Raw genomic sequence first — 21,160 nt, forward strand, 5'->3', positions numbered from 1 at the left:
CCGCATCCGCGGCCGCTGCTGCCTGTGCATCCGGCTATTGCAGCTCGCGTAAGTCCAGCTTGCGTAGGCGCGGCGCCTTCCAGGCCGTGGTCGCCACCACGCCCAGGGTGACGCAGCCGCCGATCACCACCGCCGGCACCAGCCCGACCAGGCGCGCCATCACGCCGTCGTAGAACGCGCCCAGCTCGTTGGACGAGCCGATGAAGATGCCGTTGATCGACGACACCCGGCCGCGCATGGCATCGGGCGTGGCCAGCTGCAGGATGGTCTGCCGCACCACCACCGACACCCCGTCGCACATCCCGTACACCAGCAGGATCGCCGCCGACAGCCAGAAATGACGCGACAGCCCGAAGGCGATGGTGCACAGCCCGAACCCGGCCACCGAGAGCATCAGCACACGCCCGGCGTTGCGCTGCAACGGGTGGCGCGCCAGCCAGACGCCCACCACGATCGAGCCCAGTGCCGGGGCACCACGCAGGATGCCCAGGCCTTCCGGGCCGTAGTGCAGGATGTCGTGGATGAAGGCCGGCAGCATCGACACCGCGCCACCCAACAGGACCGAGAACATGTCCAGCGCCATCGCGCCCAGCATGATCTGGTTGGACAGCACGAACTGCGCGCCTTCGGCGATGCTGCGGAAGATCGGCGCGCGCGGGCCCTCGTTGACCGGCTCGCTCACGCGCAACAGCGCCAGTGCCAGGATCGCCACCATCGCCACGCTGGCAGCCACGCCATAGGCCAGCCCCTTGCCGCCCCAGCCGACCAGCACGCCGCCCAGCGCCGGGCCGATCACCATGCCGGCCTGGAAGGTGACGCTGCCGATGCTGGCGCCGCGTGCGAACGCTTCGCGCGGCAGTGCACGGGCGAACAGGGCGTTGTAGACCGGCGACAGGAACGAGCGCGCCGCGCCGGTCAGCGCAATGGCGGCATAGATCGGCCATACGCCTTGCACCGGCAACCAGCCTTGCGTGATCGCCAGCAGCAGGAGTGCAGTGGCGACCAGGCCCAGCACCGCCACCATGCCCAGCCGGCGACGCGGCAGGTGATCGACCAGGTAGCCGGCAAACGGGGCGATGCAGAAGAACGGCAGGATCTCCGCCAGGCCGATCAGGCCCAGCGAGAGCGGATTGCGGGTGATCTCGTAGATGTGCCAGCCGACCGTGACCGCCACGATCTGGTACGACAGCATCGCCGCCACCCGGTACAGCAGCACCAGGCCAAACCCTGGGTGGGCGAACAGCGTGCGCAACGAATCGGTGGGCGAGGGCGCGGGCGTGCTCACTGCTGCGCGCGCGCGGTGTCGCGGATGAAGGCCAGCATGGCGGCCACGCCGTTGCTGCGGGTCGGCGACAGGTGCTTGGCCAAACCAATGCCGGCGATGTAGTCCGGTTCGGTGGCCAGAATCTCCTGCGCGCTACGCCCGGAATACACGCGCAATGCCAGATAGATCAGCCCCGAAACGATGGCCGAATCGCTGACAGCATGGAAGTCCAGCCGCTCGGCATTGCCTTCGGGCACGATCCACACCATCGACTGGCAGCCGTGCAGTCGGTGTTCTTCGGTCTTCCACTGTTCGGGGAAGGTGGGCAGTTTGCGGCCCAGGTCGATCAGGTACTGGTAGCGCTCGGACCAGTCGCCGAAGAAGGAAAACTCATCGGCGATGGCCGTCTGTGCCTCGACGGCAGTGTGCTCGAGCGGAAAGGGGGAGTTGGTCATCAGGACATCCAGAAGCGTTGGTCAAAGCCCCTTTCGCGCTGGGGCGAGAAGGCGTGGTTTGCATGCCACCGGCGCGCGGGCCCTGGAGCAACCGCGCTGCCAGCGCGGGCCGGATCGCAGAGCAGGGCCGGAGTGAGGTGCGCGCCAAGCATGGCGTGTTGATGCATGTGGCTTCGCCCTTACCCTCATCCGGCGCTGCGCGCCACCTTCTCCCGGCGGGAGAAGGGACAGGCGTGTGCGTCGGAGAGATGGGGATGCACGTGCGGTTTCAAAATAAGTACGTCAGAGGAGTGCGCCGGGGAATAGGGCATTGCCATGAACTAGCCCCTCTCCCGCCGGGAGAGGGGTTGGGGTGAGGGTACATGCGCAGCCACATGCATCAAGGTCTCTCATGAGTTCGCGCGCACCCTCATCCGACGCTGCGCGCCACCTTCTTCCCGATGGGAGAAGGGAGGCTCATGCGCGCTTCCAGCGTACGCCCTGCGGGGTGTCTTCGAGCACGATGCCTTCGTCTGCCAGTTGCGTGCGAATGGCGTCGGCGCGGGCGAAATCCCTGGCTTTCTTCGCGGCGCTGCGTTCTTCCACCAGCGCGGTGATGCGTGCATCGTCGCCGGCGTCGGTGCCGCGCGAGAACCAGGCGGCCGGGTCCTGTTGCAACAGGCCCAGTGCCAATCCGGCGCCGAGCAGCTCGGCCTTGGCGCGTTGCAATGCTGCAAGCGTCTGCGGGCTCGGGGCGTTCGTCGGGTTGCCGGCCGGAGCGAGCTCGAGCAGCGCCCGGTTGGCTTCCTTCGCCAGCTTCGCCAACACTGCCAGCGCTAGTGGCGTGTTGAGATCGTCGTTGAGTGCGTCTTCGATCGGCTCGGGAATCGTTGGCTCCGCTTCAACCGCCTGCAGGCCCCGCAAGGTGCCGTACAAGCCGTCCAGCCGCTTGACCTGATCCTCGATCAACGCCTCCGACCAATCCAGCGGCTGCCGGTAATGCGCACTCAGCAGCGCAAGGCGCAATGCCTCCGGCGGATGCCTGGCGATCAGGTCGTGCACGGTTTCGATATTGCCCAGCGACTTGCTCATCTTGGCGCCGCTGAAATTGAGCATGCCGTTGTGCAGCCAGAAGCGTGCGAAGGTGGCGCCGCCGTGCGCGCACTCGCTCTGCGCAATCTCGTTTTCGTGGTGCGGGAACTGCAGGTCCACGCCGCCGGCGTGGATGTCGATGGTCGGGCCCAGGTGCGCGGCGGCCATCGCCGAGCATTCGATATGCCAGCCGGGGCGGCCACGGCCCCAGGGCGAATCCCAGCCGGGCAGGTCGTCGCTGGACGGCTTCCACAGCACGAAGTCGCCGGGGTCGCGCTTGTAGGGCGCCACGTCCACGCGCGCGCCGGCCAGCATTTCGTCCGGGTCGCGGCGCGACAGCCTGCCATAGCCCTCAAAGCTGGCGACCGCAAACAGGACGTGGCCTTCGGCGGCGTAGGCATGCTCCCTGGCGATCAACTGCTCGATCATCGCCACGATCTGCGGGATGTGTGCGGTGGCCTCCGGTTCGATGTCCGGTGGCACCACGCCGAGCGCGGCCATGTCCTGCCGGTAGATCGCGGCAAAGCGGTCGGTGATGGTCGAGATCGGCACGCCCTGCGCCTGCGCGGCGGCGTTGATCTTGTCGTCCACGTCGGTGATGTTGCGTGCGTAGCGCAGCGCGCCATAGCGGCGCCGCAGCAGTGCGGCCAGGACATCGAACACCACAGGGCCGCGGGCGTTGCCGATGTGCGCGTAGTTGTAGACGGTGGGACCGCACACATACAGGGTGGGGCTGGACGGATCGAGCGGCACGAACGGCTCGACCCGCCGCGTCAGGTTGTTATGCAGGCGCAGGCTCATCGGCATCTGAAAAAAGGGTAACCGCGCGATTCTAGCCCGTTGCGGCAGGATGGCGAACCGGCACTGTGACACCGGTAACCGGATGGGCTGCGTTCAGCCCCGGAGATCGCAAGCTCCATACACTTACGTATTGCCCGGCTGCGCTTTCCTGGTACTGATGCGACCTTCTCCGTTCTTCATGCTGCTGTGTGTCCTGGCCTGGCAGGCAACCTCGGTGCACGCGGCAGAGCCGGACCCCAAGAACCGGGTCGTGGTGATCGAGAACGTGAAGCTGGATTACGCGCAGGTGCTCAACGTGGAGCCGGTCTACCAGACCTTGCGCGCCACCCGCATTGAAGAACAGTGCGAGTCCGAGCAGGCGGCCCAGCCGGCGGCCACGTCGGCCGAGGACGAGGGGCGCATCAACCGCATGGTCGATTCGGTCAAGGAAATGTTCTCGCGGCGTCCCGAGCCGGCGGCGCCTGCAGCGGTGCCGCCGACCAGTACGCGCCGCAATTGCAAGGTGGTGGAAGTGCCGCGCGAGTTCCGGCGCCCGATTGCCTTCGACGTGGATTATGTCTACAAGGGCACCAAATACCGCTCGCGGTTACCGGAAGATCCGGGAAACCGGCTGCGCATCCGGGTCTCGGTGACCCCGTACATTCCCGATGCCATCGTCGCGCCGCCGCGATGAGACGCATAGCGGTTGCGCCGTGCCCGCATGCATGCGAGGATTCGCGCCCTATGCAAGCAAACCCCTTTCAGCACGACACCAGCGCCGCCCGGATGGCCTCCGGCATGACCTCGCGTGCCCGCCGACCGGAATCCCACATTTTCGCTGGGTAACCGGGGCGTTTTGCTGTCCGTCGTTGAGAACCCAGCCCGCAGGCTGGGTTTTTTCGTTTTGGCGTCACGAAAGTTTCAACCGCAAGAAACGCGCATGTCGCGCACCCCGTCGCTCCTGGCGGACCACGCAGCAGCAGCACGCAGCAAAGGATCGATCGATGTCACTGAAGCACTTCTTGAACACCCAGGACTGGAGCCGCGCCGAACTGGAAGCGCTGTTGACCCAGGCCGCGCTGTTCAAACGCAACAAGCTGGGAAGCGAGCTGAAGGGCAAGTCGATCGCGCTGGTGTTCTTCAACCCGTCGATGCGCACCCGCACCAGTTTCGAGCTGGGCGCGTTCCAGCTGGGTGGGCATGCGGTGGTGCTGCAGCCGGGCAAGGATGCGTGGCCGATCGAATTCAACCTGGGCACGGTGATGGACGGCGATACGGAGGAGCACATCGCCGAAGTGGCGCGCGTGCTGGGGCGCTATGTCGACCTGATCGGCGTGCGCGCGTTTCCGAAGTTCGTCGACTGGTCCAAGGACCGCGAGGACCAGGTGCTCAAGAGCTTTGCCAAGTATTCGCCGGTGCCGGTGATCAACATGGAGACCATCACCCACCCATGCCAGGAGCTGGCGCATGCGCTGGCGCTGCAGGAGCATTTCGGCACGCAGGATCTGCGCGGCAAGAAGTACGTGCTGACCTGGACCTACCACCCCAAGCCGCTCAACACCGCGGTAGCCAATTCCGCGCTGACGATCGCCACCCGCATGGGCATGGACGTGACCCTGCTGTGCCCGACGCCGGACTACATCCTGGACCAGCGTTACATGGACTGGGCGGCGCAGAACGTGGCCGAAAGCGGCGGTTCGCTGCAGGTGAGTCATGACATCGACAGCGCCTATGCCGGCGCCGATGTGGTGTATGCCAAGAGCTGGGGCGCGCTGCCGTTCTTCGGCAAGTGGGAGCCGGAAAAGCCGATCCGCGACCAGTACCAGCATTTCATCGTCGACGAACGCAAGATGGCGCTGACCAACAACGGCGTGTTCTCGCATTGCCTGCCGCTGCGTCGCAATGTCAAGGCCACCGACGCGGTGATGGATTCGCCCAACTGCATCGCCATCGATGAAGCCGAGAATCGCCTGCATGTGCAGAAGGCGATCATGGCTGCCCTGGTAAGCCAGGGCAGCCGGGATTCGTGATTGGGGATTAGGGATTCGCAACGGCGAACTCCGCTCCCGACCCAACTTAGTCAACTTCTAAAGAGACCCCCATGTCGCAACAGACCGCTTCCACCAATCCCGAATCCCCAATCTCCAATCCCGGCACCAAAGATATCGTCCTCGCGTTCTCCGGTGGTCTCGACACCAGCTTCTGCATTCCGTATCTGCAAGAGCGCGGCTATGCGGTGCACACCGTGTTCGCCGACACCGGCGGGGTGGATGCCGAAGAGCGTGAATTCATCGAGAAGCGTGCCGCCGAACTGGGCGCCGCCAGCCATGTCACCGTCGATGGCGGTCCGGCGATCTGGGAAGGCTTCGTCAAGCCGTTCGTGTGGGCGGGCGAGGGCTACCAGGGCCAGTATCCGTTGCTGGTGTCGGACCGTTACCTGATCGTGGATGCCGCGCTCAAGCGCGCCGAAGAACTGGGCACGCGCATCATTGCGCACGGCTGCACCGGCATGGGCAACGATCAGGTGCGTTTCGACCTGGCGGTGAAGGCACTGGGCGATTACCAGATCGTGGCGCCGATCCGTGAAATCCAGAAGGAACACACACAGACGCGTGCCTACGAGCAGAAGTACCTGGAAGCGCGCGGCTTTGGCGTGCGTGCCAAGCAGCAGGCCTACACCATCAACGAGAACCTGCTGGGCCTGACCATGTCCGGCGGCGAGATCGACCGTTGGGAAGCGCCGGGCGAGGGTGCACGTGGCTGGTGCGCGCCGCGTAGCGCGTGGCCGACCGAGGCCCTGACGGTGACGCTGAAGTTCGTCGAGGGCGAGGCCGTCGAGCTCGATGGCAAGCCGTTGCCGGGTGCGAAGATCCTGGCCAAGCTCAACACCTTGTTCGCGCAATACGGCGTGGGCCGCGGCGTCTACACCGGCGACACCGTGATCGGCCTGAAGGGCCGCATCGTGTTCGAGGCGCCGGGACTGATTTCGTTGCTCACCGCGCACCGCGCGCTGGAAGATGCGGTGCTGACCAAGCAGCAGAACCGCTTCAAGCCGGACGTGGCGCGCAAGTGGGTGGAGCTGGTGTACGAAGGCTTCTATCACGACCCGCTCAAGACCGACATCGAGGCCTTCCTGAAGTCTTCGCAGGCCAAGGTCAACGGCGAAGTCACGCTGGAAACCCGCGGTGGCCGCGTCGATGCGGTGGCGGTGCGTTCGCCGCACCTGCTCAACACCAAGGGCGCGACGTATGCGCAATCGGCCGACTGGGGTGTGGAAGAAGCCGAAGGCTTCATCAAGTTGTTCGGGATGAGCTCCACGCTGTACGCGCAGGTGAACCGCTGAGGCAATCGCTCCGTAGGCAGACGACGTTGCTTCTCCCGCATGCGGGAGAAGGTGGCGCATAGCGCCGGATGAGGGCGACCTGCCGCATGCCCCCATCCGCCCTGTCGGGCACCTTCCCCCGCAGGCGGGGGAAGGGCTGGATGGGCGTTGGAACGACCGACCCACGCCGCCCGACGCACTCAAAAAAGACCAACCATACGCGACCCGACGCAATCAAGACGCGATCAATGACCACACTGCTCGACAATACACTGACGCATCTGCAACAGCTGGTGTCCTTCGACACACGCAATCCGCCGCGTACGATCACCACCGGTGGCATCTTCGATTACCTGCGTGCGCAGCTGCCGGGGTTCGAGGTCGAGGTGATCGACCATGGCGACGGGGCCGTCAGTCTGTACGCGGTGCGTGGGACGCCGAGGTATCTGTTCAATGTGCATCTGGACACCGTGCCGGATTCGCCGCACTGGAGTGCCGACCCGCACGTGATGCGGCGCACCGACGACCGCGTGATCGGTCTGGGTGTCTGCGACATCAAGGGCGCGGCTGCGGCGCTGGTGGCCGCGGCCAATGCCGGCGATGGCGATGCGGCGTTTCTGTTCTCGTCCGACGAAGAAGCCAACGACCCGCGCTGTATCGCGGCGTTTCTGGCCGCCCACCCCGTGGTCCCGGGTCCCGGGTCCCGGGTCCCGGTATTCGAAGCGGTGCTGGTGGCCGAGCCGACCATGAGCGAAGCGGTGCTGGCACACCGTGGCATCAGCTCGGTGCTGATGCGGTTTGCCGGCCGCGCCGGACATGCATCAGGCAAGCAGGACCCTTCTGCAAGCGCTTTGCACCAGGCGATGCGCTGGGGCGGCAAGGCGCTGGATCATGTCGAGTCGCTGGCGCATGCACGCTTCGGCGGATTGACCGGATTGCGCTTCAACATCGGCCGTGTCGATGGCGGCATCAAGGCCAACATGATTGCGCCGGCGGCCGAGCTGCGGTTCGGCTTCCGCCCGTTGCCATCGATGGACGTGGATGGCCTGCTGGCGACCTTCGCCGGGTTTGCCGATCCGGTAGCAGCGCATTTCGAGGAAACCTTTCGCGGCCCGAGCCTGCCCTCAGGCGACATCGCGCGTGCAGAAGAACGTCGCCTGGCCGCGCGCGACGTGGCCGATGCGCTGGACCTGCCGATCGGCAATGCGGTGGACTTCTGGACCGAAGCCTCGCTGTTTTCGGCAGGCGGTTACACCGCGCTGGTCTACGGCCCGGGCGATATCGCGCAGGCGCACACCGCCGATGAGTTCGTCACCCTGGAGCAACTGCAGCGTTACGCCGAGTCGGTGCACCGCATCATCAACGGTTCCCTGTAACCGACTCCCGCGCCTGGCGCATCCCTTCCTCTTTCGATCACGGCAATGTCCCTCTCCGCACAGCCCCACAAACAGACCCGCCAGACCATCGTGCGCCTGCTTTCGAGCATGGCCAGCGCCAAGGAAATCAGCCAGTACCTCAAGCGTTTTTCGCAGCTGGATGCCAAGCGCTTTGCAGTGGTCAAGGTGGGCGGCGCAGTGCTGCGCGACGACCTGGACGCACTGACCTCGTCGCTGTCGTTCCTGCAGGAAGTAGGGCTGACGCCGATCGTGCTGCATGGTGCGGGCCCGCAGCTGGATGCCGAGTTGTCGGCGGCAGGCATCGAAAAACAGACCGTCAACGGCCTGCGGGTGACCTCGCCGGAAGCGCTGGCGATCGTGCGCAAGGTCTTCCAGGCGTCCAATCTCAAGCTGGTGGAGGCGCTGCAGCAGAACGGCGCGCGTGCGACCTCGATCACCGGTGGCGTGTTCGAGGCGCAGTATCTGGATCGCGATACGTATGGCCTGGTCGGCGAGGTCAAGGCGGTCAATCTGGCGCCGATCGAGGCCAGCCTGCAGGCTGGCTCCATTCCGGTGATCACCAGCCTGGGCGAAACGCCCAGCGGGCAGATCCTCAACGTCAATGCGGATTTCGCTGCCAACGAACTGGTCCAGGAGCTGCAGCCGTACAAGATCATCTTCCTCACCGGCACCGGCGGCCTGCTGGACGCCGATGGCAAGCTGATCGATTCGATCAACCTGTCCACCGAGTTCGATCATCTGATGCAGCAGCCATGGATCAATGGCGGCATGCGGGTGAAGATCGAGCAGATCAAGGACTTGCTCGACCGCCTGCCGCTGGAATCGTCGGTGTCGATCACCCGGCCGGCGGACCTGGCCAAGGAGCTGTTCACGCACAAGGGCTCGGGCACGCTGGTGCGGCGTGGCGAGCGCGTGCTGCGCGCCAGCTCGTGGGACGAACTGGATCTGCCGCGGCTGACCTCGCTGATTGAATCCAGCTTTGGCCGCACGTTGGTACCGGACTATTTCAGCACGACCAAGCTGCTGCGTGCCTATGTGAGCGAAAACTATCGCGCTGCGGTGATCCTGACCGACGAAGGCCAGTTCGGTGCCGGCCGGCTGACCTACCTGGACAAGTTCGCCGTGCTCGACGATGCGCAAGGCGAGGGCCTGGGACGCGCGGTGTGGAACGTGATGCGCGAAGAAACGCCGCAGCTGTTCTGGCGCTCGCGTCACAACAACCAGGTCAACATCTTCTACTACGCCGAATCCGACGGCTGCATCAAGCAGGAAAAATGGAAGGTGTTCTGGTACGGGCTGGAAAATTTCGAGCAGATCCAGCACTGCGTGGCGCATTGCGCGACGCGTCAGCCGACCTTGCTGGGCTGAGTGCGATGACATCCGTGGCGTTGCCATCGTCGTGGAGCCAGCTGCCTGTCCTGCGTGGGCAGCACGCCACGCTTGAGCCCTTGCAGACAGCCCATGCCGACGGCATGCGTGTTGCGCTGGGCGACGGGTCGTTGTCGCTGCTGTGGTACACCGGCGTGCCGGCACCGGCCCGGGTGGACGCCTACATCGCGGCTGCCCTGGCGGCGCGCGCCGATGGCACGGCGCTGCCGTACGTGGTGCGCGATGCCGCCGGCGAGATCGTGGGCTGCACGCGCTACTACGCCCTGGATGCCAGCGTGCCACGCCTGTCCATCGGCTACACCTGGTACGCGCCACGCGTGCAGCGTAGCGGCGTCAACACCGAAGCCAAGCTGATGTTGCTGCAGCATGCGTTTGAGACGCTGGGCTGCCTGAGCGTGGTGTTCGAGACCAGCTGGTTCAATCACACCTCGCGCGCGGCGATCGCGCGGCTGGGCGCAAAGCAGGACGGAGTGCTGCGCAATCACACCCGCCACGCCGACGGCACGCCGCGCGATACCGTGGTGTTCTCCATCATCGATACGGAATGGGCCGGGGTGAAACGCCACCTGCAGTTCCGCCTGGAAGCAAACGCATGACTGCTCAAACAACCACAACGATCGGGATTGTCGGCGCCCGCGGGCATACCGGTTCGGAACTGATCAAGCTGGTGGCGGCGCATCCGCATCTGCAACTTGCGTTCGTGTCCTCGCGTGAACTGGCCGGCCAGCGCGTGGCCGAGCATAACCAGTCCTATGAGGGCGAGTTGCGTTACGAAAGCCTGGATGCCGATGCGGTGGCTGCCAAGGCCGCCGACGTGGTGATCCTGGCGCTGCCCAACGGCAAGGCCGAGCCGTTCGTCGCTGCGATCGAGGCCGCCAGGCCGCAGACGTTGTTGATCGATCTGTCCGCCGATTATCGTTTCGATCCGGCCTGGTACTACGGGCTGCCGGAGCTGACGCGCGCCAGGTACGCCGGGCAGAAGCGCATCAGCAACCCGGGCTGCTATGCCACCGCCATGCAGCTGACCATCGCGCCGTTGCTCGATCAACTGGCCGGTCCACCGCAGTGCTTCGGCGTGTCCGGCTATTCCGGTGCGGGCACCACGCCCTCGGACAAGAACAACCCCGCGTTGCTGGCGGACAACCTGATGCCGTATGCGCTGGCCAACCATATGCACGAGCGCGAAGTGTCTGCCCAGCTCGGCGTGCCGGTGGAGTTCATGCCGCATGTGGCGCCGCATTTCCGTGGCATCACCATGACCGTCAACCTGTGGTTGCAGCAGCCGCTGACGCGCGAGCAGATCCAGGCGCGCTATGCGCAGCGGTACGCCGACGAGCCACTGATCGAGATGGTCGAAGAGGCGCCGTGGGTGAGCCGCATCGCCGGCAAGCACGGTGTGCAGATCGGTGGTGTCACGTTGGCGCCCGGCAACAAGCGCGTGGTGGTGGTGGCAACGCTGGACAACCTGCTCAAGGGCGCCGCTACCCAGGCCATGCAGAACCTCAACCTGGCGCTGGGCTGGGACGAATTGATGGCAATTCCACTGTAATCGTCGGGACCCGGGACCCGGGACCCGGGAGGCGGAGAAGCAAGGGCAAATGCTCCTGCCTTTCCGGGTCCTGGGTTCCGGGTCCCCAGTCCCGCAAAAGGACCCCCAATGACCAATCTGTTGTGGCAAAAACCCGGCGTGGCGGTGGACGCCAAGATCCAGAGCTTCCTGGCCGGCGGCGACGTCATCCTGGACCGCGAGTTCTTCCTGCACGACATCGCTGCCAGCAAGGCGCATGCGCAGGGGCTGCAGCACATCGGCATCCTGTCGCTGCAGGAGCTGGGCGGTCTGAGCGAACAGCTCGATCTGCTGGCCGACGACTTCCGCAGCGGCGCGTTCGTGCTCGATGAACAGTACGAGGACTGCCATTCGGCCATCGAAGCGCGCCTGACCGAGCGTCTGGGCGATGCCGGCCGCAAGATCCACACCGGGCGCAGCCGCAATGATCAGATCCTGGTCGCCACGCGGCTGTGGTTGAAGGACAAGCTGCAGCGTGTGGCGACGCTTAGCGCGGAGATCGCCAAGGTGGCGCTGGACCGTGCCCAGGCCGAGGCCGATTTGCCGGTGCCCGGTTACACGCACATCCAGCGTGCGGTGGTGTCGTCGGCCGGCATGTGGTGGGCGGGTTGGGCGGAAGCGTTTATCGACAACGCAGTGCGCGCCACCGACACCTTGCAGCTGGTGGACAGCAATCCGCTCGGCACCGCCGCCGGCTATGGCGTGAACCTGCCGCTGGATCGTGCGCATACCACCGCCGAGCTGGGGTTTGCGCGGCTGCAGGTCTCGCCGATCTACGCCCAGCTCTCGCGCGGCAAGTACGAGCTGGCGGCGCTCGAAGCGCTGGGCAGCGCCACGCTGGATCTGCGCCGGATTGCCTGGGATCTGTCGCTGTTCACCAGCGGCGAGTTCGCCTTCGTTGCATTGCCGGCGCAGTACACCACCGGCAGTTCGATCATGCCGAACAAGCGCAACCCGGACGTGATCGAACTGATGCGTGCCACCCACGCCAGCGTGGCCGCCGCGCGCACCGAGATCGAACAGCTGCTGTCGCTGCCCTCGGGCTATCACCGCGACCTGCAGAGCAGCAAGGGGGCCATCGTGCATGGCTTCGGCCGTGGGCTGGCCGCGCTGGAGCTGCTGCCGGCGTTGCTGGCCAATCTGGAATGGCGGCCGGACAAGCTGCATGCGGCCATCGATTCGGGCATGTATGCCACCGATGTGGCGGTGGAAGCGGCCGTGGCCGGTGTGCCGTTCCGCGAGGCCTACAAGGCCGCGGCCGAATCGTCCGACACTGCAGGTCGGGGACGCACGCCGGAAGGCAGCCTGGCCGCACGCGTCTCGCCGGGCGCCGCTGCGGACCTGCAACTGGATGTGCTGCGTGCCCGTTGGGAGGCGCTGCGCTGATGGCCATGATCAGCACCGACAGCGCAGAGCATTACCCCTGGGGTGAGGCCTGCGACGGCTGGCACCTGTTGCGCGACCCCAACCTGAGCGTGCTTGAAGAGCATATGCCGCCGGGCGCCGCGGAGTTGCGCCACCGGCACAGCCGCGCGCGGCATTTTTTCTATGTGTTGTCCGGCGAGGTGATGCTGCAGCTGGACGGCGAGCGGCATGTCCTGCGCGCCGGGCAAAGCCTGCACGTGCCACCGGGTTCCACCCATCAGATGCACAATCTTGCGGATGTGGAAGCGCGGTTCCTGGTGATTTCCACGCCGTTCGGCCGCAACGAGCCCAAGCCCGCCGCCGATAGCGAGGCAGGCTGATGTCCACACGTTATCTGGTGCTGGCGATGCGTAATCCGCAGTTTCCTGCCGATGTGGTGGCGCCGCATCGCGCATTTCTCGACGCGCTGCGTGCGGCCGGGCAGCTCGAACTGACCGGTGGCTTCAGCGACGGCAGCGGCGGTGCGTATGTGCTGGTCAACGTGCAGGGCCTGGCGCAGGCGCAGCAGATCGTGGCGCGCGACCCGTTGGTGCTGCGCGGCGCATCGACGCTGACCGTCCACGAGTGGAACACGCACTGAGCCGCCGCCGACATGACCACGCCTGCACGCCCTTCGCCTTTCATCGAGCAGCCCCTGCCGCCGTGGCGGCGCGCGGTGCTCAAGGTCGGCAGCAGCCTACTCGCTGCCGATGGCGGGGGCTTGTCGCCGCGGTTTGCGCTGGGGCTGGCGCAGTTCGTGTCGGCCAATCTGATCGCCGGGCGTGAACTGGTGATCGTGTCGTCGGGCGCCGTGGCTGCCGGCCGCGCGATCCTGCCGAAGGCCACCGAGATCGGCGCGCCGATTGCCGCGCGGCAGGCGCTGGCGGCATTGGGCCAGGCGCAGTTGATCGCACTGTGGCAGCGCTTTTTCGAGCGCCCGGTGGCGCAGGTGTTGCTCACCCATGACGACCTGCGCAACCGTCGCCGCTATCTCAATGCGCGCGCCACCCTGGGCGAATTGCTGCGACTGGGCGCGCTGCCGGTGATCAACGAAAACGACACAGTTTCCGTGGACGAGCTCAAGCTGGGCGACAACGACAACTTGGCCGCAATCGTGGCCGCGCTGGTCGATGCCGATGCCTTGTTCATTGCCACCGACATCGATGGCCTGTACAGCGCCGATCCGCGCAGCAATCCGCTGGCGCGGCCCCTGGACGACGTGCCCGAACTGACCCCGCAGGTGCTCGCCATGGCCGGAGGTAGCGGCAGCAGCGTGGGCACCGGCGGCATGCGCACCAAGCTGGAAGCTGCCGCAAAAGCCGGCGCGGCAGGCATCGAGACCTATCTGTTCAATGGCCGCAGTGGCGAGGTGGTGCGCGGCCTGGCGCAGGACCGCCTGCGTGGCACGCGTATCCATGCCGCGCGCACGCGCATCGCCGCGCGCAAGTACTGGCTGCGGCACGCGCCGGTGGAAGCGGGCGCGATCCTGATCGATGCCGGCGCTGCCACGGCGCTGAGCGAGAAGGGCGCCTCGCTGCTGCCGGGCGGCGTGGCCGGCGCGGAGGGCGATTTCCGGCGCGGCGACATGGTGGAGATCCGCCTGCGCGATCATGATGGCGAGCGTTGCCTGGCGCGCGGCGTCAGCCAGTATTCGGCGGTGGACATCCGCCGCATCGCACGCCGCCATTCGCGCGAGATCGACGGCGTGCTTGGGTATAGCTACGGCGAGAACGTGGTGCATCGCGATGACTTGGTGCTTTTGTAGCCGGGATTGGGGATTCGGGAGTGGGGATTCGCAAACGCCTGTGCATTGCGTTTTCCAACCACCGCCTCCGCGTCCGGGTGACTGATCCCCGTGTAGTGGTAAAACGAGACGGATTGTTTTTACCAATCCCCAATCCCGACTCCCAAATCCCGGCCCCCCAATGACCATCAAATCCCTCGCCCTGCAATGCCGTGACGCGGCGCAGGTGCTCTCGCAACTTTCTGCGCAGGCCAAGCAGGACCTGCTCGAGGCGATGGCTGCCGCGCTGGAAGCCGATGCTGCGTCGATTCTTGCCGCAAACGCGCGCGATCTCGAGGCCGCGCGTGCCAAGGGCATCGGTACGGCCATGCTCGACCGGCTGGCGCTGGACGACGCCCGCTTGGCTGGCATCGCTGCCGCACTGCGCGAGGTGGCGCAGCTGCCCGATCCGGTCGGCCAGGTCACCCGCGATGACACGCGCCCCAACGGCATCCGCGTGCAGAAGGTGCGCGTGCCGCTGGGGGTGATTGCGATGATCTACGAAGCGCGCCCCAACGTGACCGCCGATGCCGCCGCGCTGTGCATCAAGGCCGGCAATGGCGTGATCCTGCGCGGTGGCTCCGAAGCGATCCACTCCAACACCGCGATCGCGCATGCCTTGCAGCGTGCCTTGCGCGCGGCCGATGTCCCTGAAGCGGCATTGACGCTGGTGCAGGATCTGCGCCGCGAGACCATGCTGGAGTTGCTGCAGCTCAGCGACATCATCGACCTGGCGATCCCGCGCGGCGGCGAAGGCCTGATCCGTTTCGTTGCCGAACATGCGCGGGTGCCGGTGATCAAGCATTACAAGGGCGTGTGCCATCTGTTCGTGGATGCTTCGGCCAACGTGGAGCTTGCGGTGCGCCTGCTGATCGATGGCAAGGCAAGCCGCCCCTCGGCCTGCAACGCCCTGGAAACCCTGCTGGTGCACGCGGAGGTGGCAGAGCGCTTTCTGCCCGCCGCCGCCGCCGCACTGCGCGCGCGTCACGTGGAATTGCGTGGCGACGCGGCAACACGTGCGCTGCTGCCGGAGATCGCGCTGGCCACCGAAGACGACTATGCCGCCGAGTATCTCGAGCTGATCCTGGCCATCCGGGTGGTACCGGACCTGGACACGGCGCTGGCCCATATCCGCAAGTATGGCTCTGACCATACCGAGGTGATCGCCACCCAGGACGCAGCCAACGCCGACAAGTTCGTACAGTCGCTGCGCTCGGCGGTGGTGATGGTCAATGCCTCTTCGCGGTTTTCCGATGGCGGCGAACTCGGCCTGGGCGCGGAGATCGGCATCTCAACAACGCGGCTGCACTCGTATGGGCCGATGGGTTTGGAGGCACTCACCGTGGAGCGGTTCGTGGTGCGCGGCGAGGGCCAGGTGCGGCACTGACGCCCTCAGCGGCGCCGTTGGCGTGGCGCGCGTCTGCGCCGGTTGGCATGTCCCTGCGCGCAGCGAGGGGTTACGCACTGCGGGTTAGTCCGCGGAGGCATCGGCACCGCCTTGGCGGCATCGGCTTCGGCCTGGCTGACGAAACCCTGGTCGGCCATGCGCTGCAGCACGTGGCTGGCCTCAGGTACCGCGACACGAGGCCGCAGCGGAGCCGCAGAGCGTCACCGCAGATGCCGGCAGCGCGAGCGCTGCAACGCGTTGGCGTCACGTGCGCGCCGCATGTTCCGGGTCCGGAGCTCGCCACCACCGTGGGACAGGCGGGCGGTCGACGGTCGCGCAGCCGGCCGTCAGTCAGTCGGCGCCACAGAGACTCGGGCCGTCGCACGCCGCAACCACGACCTTTGACACTCCCCCGGCAGCCCGGTGCCTGCCTACAGTCGACGATTGCCCCCCGCACACTCCGGAGTTGTCGATGCGCCGCCTTGCCGCCTGCCTGCTCGCCACCGCCATTGCCGCCAGCACCGGCAGCGCCTTCGCCCAGACCGCGGCAATGACGCCGGACATCACCGGCAAGCCGTTCGTGGCCAGTGATGCCGCCAACGACTACATCAAGCGCGAGGTGATGATCCCGATGCGCGACGGGGTCAAGCTGCATACGGTGATCGTGCTGCCCAAGGGCGCGCACAACGCGCCGATGGTGCTCACGCGCACCCCGTACAACGCCAGCGGGCGCGCCGAGCGCATGGCATCGCCGCATATGAAGGACCTGCTGGCGCAGGGCGACGACGTGTTCGTGGAAGGCGGCTACATCCGCGTGATCCAGGACGTGCGCGGCAAGTACGGCTCCGAAGGCGATTACGTGATGACCCGGCCGCTGCGCGGCGCGCTCAATCCCAGCGAGGTGGACCATGCCACCGATGCCTGGGACACCATCGACTGGCTGGTGAAAAACGTCACCGAGTCCAACGGCAAGGTCGGCATGATCGGTTCCTCGTACGAGGGCTTCACGGTGGTGATGGCGCTGACCAACCCGCATCCGGCGCTCAAGGTGGCGGTGCCGGAAAGCCCGATGATCGACGGCTGGATGGGCGACGACTGGTTCAACTACGGCGCGTTCCGCCAGGTGAACTTCGATTACTTCACCGGCCAGCTCACCCAGCGCGGCAAGGGCACCGGCATCGCGCGGCAGGGGCACGACGACTACAGCAACTTCCTGCGTGCCGGCTCGGCCGGCGACTTCGCCAGGGCCGCCGGCCTCGAGCAGTTGCCGTGGTGGCACAAGCTCACCGAACACGCCGCCTACGATGCGTTCTGGCAGGGGCAGGCGCTGGACAAGGTGATGGCGCGCACGCCACTGAAGGTGCCCACGATGTGGCTGCAAGGCCTGTGGGATCAGGAAGACATGTGGGGCGCGGTTCATAGCTACGCGGCGATGGAGCCGCGCGACAAGGGCAACACGCTGAACTACCTGGTGATGGGCCCGTGGCGGCACAGCCAGGTGAACTACGATGGCGGTTCGCTGGGTGCGCTGAACTTCAACGGCGATACCGCGCGGCAGTTCCGCTCCGAGGTGCTGCGCCCGTTCTTCGACCAGTACCTGGTCGACGGCGCACCCAAGGCCAGCACACCGCCAGTGTTCATCTACAACACCGGTGAGAACCACTGGGACCGCCTGCAAGCCTGGCCGCGCAGCTGCGCCAAGGGCTGCGCGGCGGCGAGCCGGCCGCTGTACCTGCAGGCCGGTGGCAAGTTGTCGTTCCAGGCGCCGGCAGCCGGGCAGCCCGGCTTCGAAGAGTACGTCTCCGACCCGGCCAAGCCGGTGCCGTTCGTGCCACGCCCGGTGGATTTTGGCGACCGCAGCATGTGGACCACCTGGCTGGTGCACGACCAGCGCTTTGTCGACGGCCGCCCGGACGTGCTGACCTTCGTCACCGAGCCGTTGACCGAGCCGCTGCAGATCGCCGGCGCACCGGAAGTGCATCTGCAAGCGTCCACCAGCGGCAGCGACAGCGACTGGGTGGTCAAACTGATCGACGTGTATCCGGACGAGATGGCATCGGACCCGAAGATGGGCGGCTACGAGTTGCCCGTGTCGCTGGCGATCTTCCGCGGCCGCTACCGCGAGAGCTTCAGCACGCCCAAGCCACTGGCGGCCAACCAGCCGCTGGCGTACCAGTTCGGTTTGCCGACTGCCAACCACACCTTCCAGCCGGGCCATCGGGTGATGGTGCAGGTGCAGTCCAGCCTGTTCCCGCTCTACGACCGCAACCCGCAGACCTACGTGCCCAATATCTTCTTCGCCAAGCCGGGCGAGTATCAGAAGGCCACGCAACGGGTGTACGTGAGCCCCGAGCAGCCCAGCTACATCAGTCTGCCGGTGCGTTGACCGCACTGGCGCCGCGTGCCGGCTGCGCCCAGCTGTCTTCCAGCAGTTGCGGGCGGCAGGCCACCCAGGCGGCGGCCAGCTGCACCAGGATGCAGATCACCAGGAACACGAACGGGGAGGTCCAGCCGCCGCGGTGGGCGTGCAGCCAGCCGAACAGGAACGGTCCCAGGCAGCTCATCGCATAGCCCATGCCTTGCGAGAACCCGGACAGTGCGGCCGAGCCGGCTGCGGTGCGGCTGCGCTGGTTGACCAGCACCAGCGCCAGCGGAAAGGTGCTCGGGCCCAGGCCGAGCAGGGTCACCCACAGGATTGGCGCGGCCAGCGGTGCCCACCACAGCCCGGTGAACGCGATCAGATGACAGGCCGCGCACGCCAGCACGATCGGGAAGGGGTTGCGCATGCGCACCGCCAGCGCCGGCATGGTCAGCGCACCCACCATGCCCAACGCCGCGAACAACGCCACCATGGTGCCGCCGAAGGCAGGCGAGGCGCCGGCTTCGCGCAGCAGCGTGGGCAACCAGGTGAACATGGAATAGGTGATCAGCGACGTCATGCCGAAGGTGACCGCCATGCTCCAGCCCAGCGCGGTGCGTGCGACCCGACCCTCGGCCTCCGGGGTCGGGGTGACCGGCGCCGGGCCGGTGGCGCGCAGGCGACCCTGGCTGGCATGCACCAGCGCCCACGCCGCCAATGCCAGCAGCGCCGGCATCACCCACACCACCATCGAGCTGCGCCAGCCCAGCGCATCGGCCACCGGCACCGCCAGCAACGCCGGCAGCAAGGTGCCCACCTGCAGCACGGTGATGTACAGCGTGCTGACGCGACCCACGCGGTCGCCGAAATAGCGTTTCACCAACGGCGGCAGCACCACGTTGCCCATGCCCATGCCGGCCAGCGCCACCAGCGAGCCGAGCAGCAGCCCGGTGGTGCCCGGCAACAGCGGCCGCAAGACCATGCCAAGCGTCGCCAGCGCCATCGACAACAAGGCAGTACGCAGCAAGCCGATGCGACGCAACACCGCCGGGGTCGCCACACCTGTCAACGCAAAGGCAGCGGTGGGCAACATGCCCAGCGCACCCATCGTCGGTGCACCGAAGGCGTATTCGTCGGCGATGCGCTCCAGCAGCGGCGTCAGCGAGGTCACCGCAGTGCGCAGGTTGAAGGCCGACAACAAAATGGCAGCCAGCACCAGGCCGCGACCACGCAATTGGGCGGACGAGGAAGCGGCGGCGGTGACAACAGACATGACAGACCATCCGCACCGTGCACATGCGTGCGACGGCGCCTGAAAACACAAAACCGGCACGAGGCCGGTTTTGTGTTTTGAAACTGGTCGGGGAGACAGGATTCGAACCTGCGACCTCTACGTCCCGAACGTAGCGCTCTACCAGACTGAGCTACACCCCGAAGGAGCCGCGTATGTTACATAGGGAATGCGGAATCGGCAAGCATCTTGCGCAATTATTTTTACTGCGGCGGTTGGATGCGCTCGGGCTCGCGTGCTTCGAACCACATGCCGTTGAGCACTGCGGCCAGTGCCGCCAGGCCGGTACCGAGAATCCAGGCGAAGTACCACATGATGTTGCTCCTCGAATCGTTGCGAAAGTGGGATGGCGAACGCGGCGCCGCCATTGCGCTGGTGTCGCCGCAAGGAAGTGAGATGAAGCGCCTGCGCTCTGCAGCCGGGCAGTCATTGCCCGGCTGCGTAGCGTGAAGCAGCTGCCGCGTGCGAGCGCAACAGGCCGCTACCGCATCACGCCGCACCGCGGTGGTTGACGTCAGTCGGGTGGGTGGCCGCCCTCAATATGCATTGGGGTTGGCCGACAGTTCGTCGTCGGTGACCTTGCCCCTGAGCACGCGATACACCCACGTCGTGTAGGCCAGGATGATCGGCATGAACACGGTGGTGGCCAGCAGCATGATCCACAACGTGAGCTGGCTGCTGGAGGCATCCCACAGCGTCAGGCTGGCGCTCGGTGCAGTGGAGGAGGGCAACAGGAACGGGAACAGCGCAAGGCCCACGGTGAAGACGATGCCCACGATGGCGCTGCCCGAGGCGATGAAGGCCAGGCCACCACGCCGCACGCGCAACAGCACGCCGCTCATGGCAAGCCCGAGCAGCCCGACCACGGGGGCCAGCAAGGTGGCCGGCATGCTGCTGTAGTTGTGCAGCCAGCCGCCGGCGGCGGTGAGTGCAGCGGTCTTGGCCAGTGGATTGGTCTGCGCGTCGGTCGCCAGCACCGAGGTCACCGCATAGCCGGGCAGGCCAAGCGCGACCCAGGCACCGGCCGCGGCGAACACGCCCGCTGCAATCAGCGCCGCGATGCTGCCAAAACGCGACGCACGCTCGGCCACCGGGCCATCGGTCTTGAGCACCAGCATGGCCGCACCATGCGCAACCAGCATCGCCACGCTGAGCACACCGGCCAGCAACGCGAACGGCGTCAGCAGGCCGAACAGGTTGCCCGTGTAGTACGTGCGCATGCTGTCGTCGAAATGGAACGGCACCCCCAGCAGCACATTGCCGACGGCCACGCCCATGATCAGCGCCGGGATGAAACCGCCGACGAACAGCGCCCAGTCCCAGTTGTTGCGCCAGCGCTGGCCGACCAGCTTGCCGCGGAACTTGAAGCCCACCGGGCGCAGGATCAGCGCAAACAGGATCACGAACATCGCCAGGTAGAACCCGGAAAAACTCACCGCGTACAAGGGCGGGAACGCGGCGAAGATGGCTCCGCCGCCCAGGATCAGCCACACCTGGTTGCCCTCCCAGACCGGGCCGATGGTGTTGATTACCAGCCGGCGTTCGGCATCGTTGCGGGCAACCAGCGGCAGCAAGGTGCTGACGCCCAGATCGAAGCCGCCCATCACCGCGTAACCGGACAGCAATACGCCAAGCAACAGCCACCAGATCACGCGCAATGTGGTGTAGTCGAGCAAGATGAAATCCATGGT

General features: G+C 66.3%; 19 protein-coding genes and 1 tRNA gene. 13 read left to right on the forward strand and 7 right to left on the reverse strand.

Features of this window, described 5'->3' with window-relative positions; genetic code table 11:
- Nucleotides 1-34 precede the first annotated feature (34 nt).
- The 3 genes from ABQZ09_RS14325 to cysS form a co-directional block, all read right to left on the reverse strand.
- Nucleotides 35-1,285: an MFS transporter gene (locus ABQZ09_RS14325; protein ID WP_039407586.1), complete on the reverse strand. Its 1,251-nt coding sequence runs from the start codon at nt 1,283-1,285 to the stop codon at nt 35-37.
- Complete coding sequence (locus ABQZ09_RS14330; RefSeq protein WP_349777203.1) at nt 1,282-1,719, reverse strand: SufE family protein; 438 nt, start codon at nt 1,717-1,719, stop codon at nt 1,282-1,284. The genes ABQZ09_RS14325 and ABQZ09_RS14330 overlap by 4 nt, the downstream gene beginning before the upstream one ends.
- 456 nt (nt 1,720-2,175) lie before the next feature.
- Nucleotides 2,176-3,591 carry a cysteine--tRNA ligase gene (cysS, locus tag ABQZ09_RS14335; RefSeq protein WP_349777204.1) on the reverse strand — a complete coding sequence of 472 codons (1,416 nt, stop codon included), beginning with the start codon at nt 3,589-3,591 and terminating at the stop codon, nt 2,176-2,178.
- Nucleotides 3,592-3,769: 178 nt separating this feature from the next.
- Here cysS and ABQZ09_RS14340 point away from each other — a divergent pair, with 178 nt between their 5' ends.
- From ABQZ09_RS14340 to ABQZ09_RS14400, 13 genes are all read left to right on the forward strand, one after another.
- Nucleotides 3,770-4,264 (forward strand): hypothetical protein, encoded by a 495-nt coding sequence (locus tag ABQZ09_RS14340; RefSeq protein WP_039414234.1) that lies wholly within the window; start codon nt 3,770-3,772, stop codon nt 4,262-4,264.
- 310 nt (nt 4,265-4,574) lie between these two features.
- Nucleotides 4,575-5,600, forward strand: coding sequence for an N-acetylornithine carbamoyltransferase (locus ABQZ09_RS14345; protein WP_349777205.1), 1,026 nt, complete (start codon nt 4,575-4,577; stop codon nt 5,598-5,600).
- Between the two features lie 71 nt (nt 5,601-5,671).
- A complete protein-coding gene (locus tag ABQZ09_RS14350; protein WP_047694961.1) occupies nt 5,672-6,913 on the forward strand; it encodes an argininosuccinate synthase in 1,242 nt (413 codons plus the stop codon).
- Nucleotides 6,914-7,140: 227 nt separating this feature from the next.
- On the forward strand, nt 7,141-8,268 hold the full coding sequence (locus tag ABQZ09_RS14355) for an acetylornithine deacetylase (protein ID WP_349777206.1): 1,128 nt from the start codon (nt 7,141-7,143) through the stop codon (nt 8,266-8,268).
- 45 nt (nt 8,269-8,313) lie between these two features.
- The gene (locus ABQZ09_RS14360; protein ID WP_039414245.1) at nt 8,314-9,657 is read left to right on the forward strand and encodes an acetylglutamate kinase; all 1,344 of its coding nucleotides are present in this window, start codon (nt 8,314-8,316) and stop codon (nt 9,655-9,657) included.
- Between the two features lie 5 nt (nt 9,658-9,662).
- A complete protein-coding gene (locus ABQZ09_RS14365) occupies nt 9,663-10,274 on the forward strand; it encodes a GNAT family N-acetyltransferase (RefSeq protein ID WP_349777207.1) in 612 nt (203 codons plus the stop codon).
- Nucleotides 10,271-11,227: an N-acetyl-gamma-glutamyl-phosphate reductase gene (gene argC / locus ABQZ09_RS14370; RefSeq protein WP_349777208.1), complete on the forward strand. Its 957-nt coding sequence runs from the start codon at nt 10,271-10,273 to the stop codon at nt 11,225-11,227. Before ABQZ09_RS14365 ends, argC begins: the two co-directional genes overlap by 4 nt.
- Before the next feature lie 108 nt (nt 11,228-11,335).
- Nucleotides 11,336-12,631 (forward strand): argininosuccinate lyase, encoded by a 1,296-nt coding sequence (locus ABQZ09_RS14375; protein ID WP_349777209.1) that lies wholly within the window; start codon nt 11,336-11,338, stop codon nt 12,629-12,631.
- Complete coding sequence (locus ABQZ09_RS14380) at nt 12,631-12,990, forward strand: cupin domain-containing protein (RefSeq protein WP_184375007.1); 360 nt, start codon at nt 12,631-12,633, stop codon at nt 12,988-12,990. The genes ABQZ09_RS14375 and ABQZ09_RS14380 overlap by 1 nt, the downstream gene beginning before the upstream one ends.
- Nucleotides 12,990-13,250: a YciI family protein gene (locus tag ABQZ09_RS14385; protein ID WP_039414258.1), complete on the forward strand. Its 261-nt coding sequence runs from the start codon at nt 12,990-12,992 to the stop codon at nt 13,248-13,250. Before ABQZ09_RS14380 ends, ABQZ09_RS14385 begins: the two co-directional genes overlap by 1 nt.
- Before the next feature lie 12 nt (nt 13,251-13,262).
- Nucleotides 13,263-14,414: a glutamate 5-kinase gene (gene proB, locus ABQZ09_RS14390; protein ID WP_349777210.1), complete on the forward strand. Its 1,152-nt coding sequence runs from the start codon at nt 13,263-13,265 to the stop codon at nt 14,412-14,414.
- A gap of 160 nt (nt 14,415-14,574) precedes the next feature.
- Nucleotides 14,575-15,819 carry a glutamate-5-semialdehyde dehydrogenase gene (locus ABQZ09_RS14395; RefSeq protein ID WP_349777211.1) on the forward strand — a complete coding sequence of 415 codons (1,245 nt, stop codon included), beginning with the start codon at nt 14,575-14,577 and terminating at the stop codon, nt 15,817-15,819.
- A gap of 472 nt (nt 15,820-16,291) precedes the next feature.
- Nucleotides 16,292-18,205, forward strand: a complete 1,914-nt coding sequence (locus ABQZ09_RS14400; protein ID WP_349777212.1) for a CocE/NonD family hydrolase — start codon at nt 16,292-16,294, stop codon at nt 18,203-18,205.
- Here ABQZ09_RS14400 and ABQZ09_RS14405 read toward each other — a convergent pair.
- The 4 genes from ABQZ09_RS14405 to cydB form a co-directional block, all read right to left on the reverse strand.
- Nucleotides 18,186-19,412, reverse strand: a complete 1,227-nt coding sequence (locus ABQZ09_RS14405; RefSeq protein WP_228314660.1) for a CynX/NimT family MFS transporter — start codon at nt 19,410-19,412, stop codon at nt 18,186-18,188. The two genes, ABQZ09_RS14400 and ABQZ09_RS14405, sit on opposite strands and share 20 nt — an antisense overlap.
- A 123-nt stretch (nt 19,413-19,535) precedes the next feature.
- A tRNA-Pro gene (locus ABQZ09_RS14410) sits at nt 19,536-19,612 on the reverse strand.
- 60 nt (nt 19,613-19,672) lie between these two features.
- On the reverse strand, nt 19,673-19,783 hold the full coding sequence (gene cydX / locus ABQZ09_RS14415; protein ID WP_047696850.1) for a cytochrome bd-I oxidase subunit CydX: 111 nt from the start codon (nt 19,781-19,783) through the stop codon (nt 19,673-19,675).
- A 222-nt stretch (nt 19,784-20,005) separates the two neighbouring features.
- Complete coding sequence (cydB, locus tag ABQZ09_RS14420; protein ID WP_228314652.1) at nt 20,006-21,157, reverse strand: cytochrome d ubiquinol oxidase subunit II; 1,152 nt, start codon at nt 21,155-21,157, stop codon at nt 20,006-20,008.
- Nucleotides 21,158-21,160 lie beyond the last annotated feature (3 nt).

The sequence above is a fragment of the Xanthomonas sp. WHRI 6106 genome (assembly GCF_040202405.1).
Lineage (GTDB): Bacteria > Pseudomonadota > Gammaproteobacteria > Xanthomonadales > Xanthomonadaceae > Xanthomonas > Xanthomonas cannabis.